Source organism: Kitasatospora sp. NPDC059571 (genome assembly GCF_042735675.1).
Lineage (GTDB): Bacteria > Actinomycetota > Actinomycetes > Streptomycetales > Streptomycetaceae > Kitasatospora.
Map to the genome: position 1 here is coordinate 1 of NZ_JBHWBW010000358.1, position 2593 is coordinate 2593.

Below are 2593 nucleotides of genomic sequence, written 5' to 3' on the forward strand. Positions count from 1 at the left end.
GGCCCGGGCGGCGCCCCCCGCCCCCCCCCCCCCCGGTCGGGGTGTCAGAAGCTGCAGACGCGGGCGCAGCTCGCCACGGACTGACAGGTGTTGTTGAGCAGCGAGGCCGAGGTGTACACCTCGTCGGCCGGGTTTCCGGCCGGGTGCAGCTCGTACCCCTGGCCCAGGCCCAGGCGGAAGTCCTCGTCCTTGAGCGCGCGGACCTGCTCGGCGGTGGTCGGCATGGTGGCTCCTTCGGGTGCGGATCGGTTCGAACTCCGTACGGACTTTCTGATCCGGCATCATGTCAGGATCACATCAGTCGCACCAGCCCCGGCGGGCCCCTTCCGTCCACCGCTCCCCGCCCACACCCGGCGCCGTGCGACGGCCCGCCGTCCGACCGTTCCCGCGGGCCCCGGAGGGTCGTGGACGACATGTACCGGACAGCGGTTGACGGTGCGTCAGGCCGGGAAGCACCTCCTCCGACCCCGCTCCCCCACCTCCGGCCCTGGCAGGTCCCATGTCGCATCCGCCGTCCCACTCTCCTTCGCAGTCCCGGCCGCCCGCCGGGCGCCGGTTACCCGGCACGGCCCTCCTCGTCCTGCTCGCCGCCCTGGCGCCGATCGTCGGGCCGCCCGGTGCGCAGGCCGCCTCGGCGGCGCCGGGCGCCGCACCGCGGGCGGCCGCCTCGGCGCCCGGCTGGACGGCGCCGCTGTCCACCCGCGGCCGCTGGATCGTCGACGCCGACGGCAACCGCTTCCGGCTGAGGTCGAGCAACTGGGACGGCGCCCAGGGCTCCTGGACGGGGTCGGGCGACGCCGCCGACCCGGCGAACCACCATGCCGGGCAGGACTCGTACGGCATTCCGATCGGGCTGGACCGCGCGCCGCTGGCCGTCCTGCTCGCCGACTTCCACCGCCTCGGTCTCAACAGCATCCGGCTGCCGTTCTCCAACGCGATGGTGCACGGGACGGCGCCGGTGCCGGACGCCGCGGTCGCCGCCAACCCGCAACTGCGCGGCCGCACACCGCTCCAGGTGTACGACGCGGTGGTCGCCGCACTGACCGGCGACGGCTTCGCGGTGATCCTCAACAACCACACCAACACCAGCCGCTGGTGCTGCGGCGTCGACGGCAACGAGCGGTGGAACAGCAGCCAGAGCACCCAGCAGTGGGAGGACGACTGGGTGTTCATGGCACGCCGATACCGCGACAACAAGCGGGTGGTCGGCGCCGACCTGTACAACGAGGTGCGCCGCGACGTGTTCGACGACCCCAACTGGGGCCTGGGCGACGGCCACGACTGGCAGGCGGCCGCACAGGAGGCGGGCGACCGGATCCTCACCGAGGGCTCGCCGGACCTGCTGATCGTGATCGAGGGCATCAACTGGACGGGCATCCCCGCCGACGGACTGCCGCACGGCCGACCGCTGCTCACCCCCGTCCGCACCCTCTCCCACACCCTGGTCGCCTCCGGCAAGCTGGTCTACTCGGCGCACTTCTACGGCTACACCGGCCCGAACCACAGCGGCGCGACCGGCCTCGGCGAGACCCATGACGCGCGCTACCAGGACCTGACCCGCGACCAGTTGCGCGACGCCCTGTACCAGGAGGCGCTGTACGTGGCCGCGGAGGGCGGGCAGCACTTCACCGCGCCGGTGTGGGTGAGCGAGTTCGGCATCGGCGCCGACGAGACCGGGGCCGCGCCGCGCGCCTGGTTCGCCGCGCTCACCGACGACCTGGCCGACTCCGACACCGACTTCGCGTACTGGCCGCTGGTGGGCTGGCGCGGCGACGCGGGCCAGGGCGACTCCTGGGCGCTGCTCCGCTACGACGCGTCGGGTGCCCGCTCGGGCCTGCTGGACGGTACGGACTGGCGGGCCACTGCCTGGCAGCACCTGCAGGACTCCCCCTCCCGGACCGGACCGGTGCCCGCGGTGGCCGCCTGGCACCAGCTCAGCACCGACCACCGCGACGCCGTCGAGTCGCTGCGGGTCCGCGCCCAGGGCGACTGGGACAGCGGCGCCCGCAAGGCGGTCTGCCCGGACGGCGAACGGCTGGCCGGCCTCAGTCACTCCCAGGGCCGCGGTCTGTGCACCGACACCGGGGCGCTCGGCGGGCTGCGCGCCACCACCGGCGACGCCGAGGTCGTACGGGACGAGCGGTACGTGCCGGCGGGCGGCGACTGGGCGTCGGGCTACACCAAGCTCCAGTGCGCCCCGGGCAGCTTCCTGATCGGCTACGGCGTGCGCGGCGCCCGGACCTCGGCCGCGCTGTGCGCAGCCGCCCGCACCCCGCTCGGCGGCGCCGGGCGGACGGTCTGGTTCGACCGCGGCGACAACCGGCCGGCCGGCGCCCCGGGCGGCGACTGGGCGTCCGGCGCCTACAAGGGCCAGTGCGCGCCGGGCGAGTACGCGGCAGGCATCGCCTTCACCACCCGGATCGGCTCCTCGGGAGCGCCGGACGCACTGCTCTGCCGCCCGCTGTCCTGACCGGGCGGAGCGCCCCGCCCCCCCCCGCGCCCGCGGGGGCCCCCCCCCCCCCGCCAGCTCCCGGCGGGCCCCCCCCCCGGGGGGTTTAAAAAAAAACCAACCCCCCCACCCAAGCGGGAAGAG

General features: G+C 75.0%; 2 protein-coding genes. One reads left to right on the plus strand and one right to left on the minus strand.

Going from position 1 to position 2593, the window contains the following annotated elements; all coding sequences use genetic code 11:
* Positions 1-44: 44 nt before the first annotated feature.
* Positions 45-224, minus strand: a complete 180-nt coding sequence (locus ACFV0G_RS29345) for a hypothetical protein (RefSeq protein WP_380554549.1) — start codon at positions 222-224, stop codon at positions 45-47.
* A gap of 275 nt (positions 225-499) precedes the next feature.
* Here ACFV0G_RS29345 and ACFV0G_RS29350 point away from each other — a divergent pair, with 275 nt between their 5' ends.
* Positions 500-2470, plus strand: coding sequence for a glycoside hydrolase family 5 protein (locus ACFV0G_RS29350; protein ID WP_380554552.1), 1971 nt, complete (start codon positions 500-502; stop codon positions 2468-2470).
* The last annotated feature ends 123 nt before the right edge of the window (positions 2471-2593 follow it).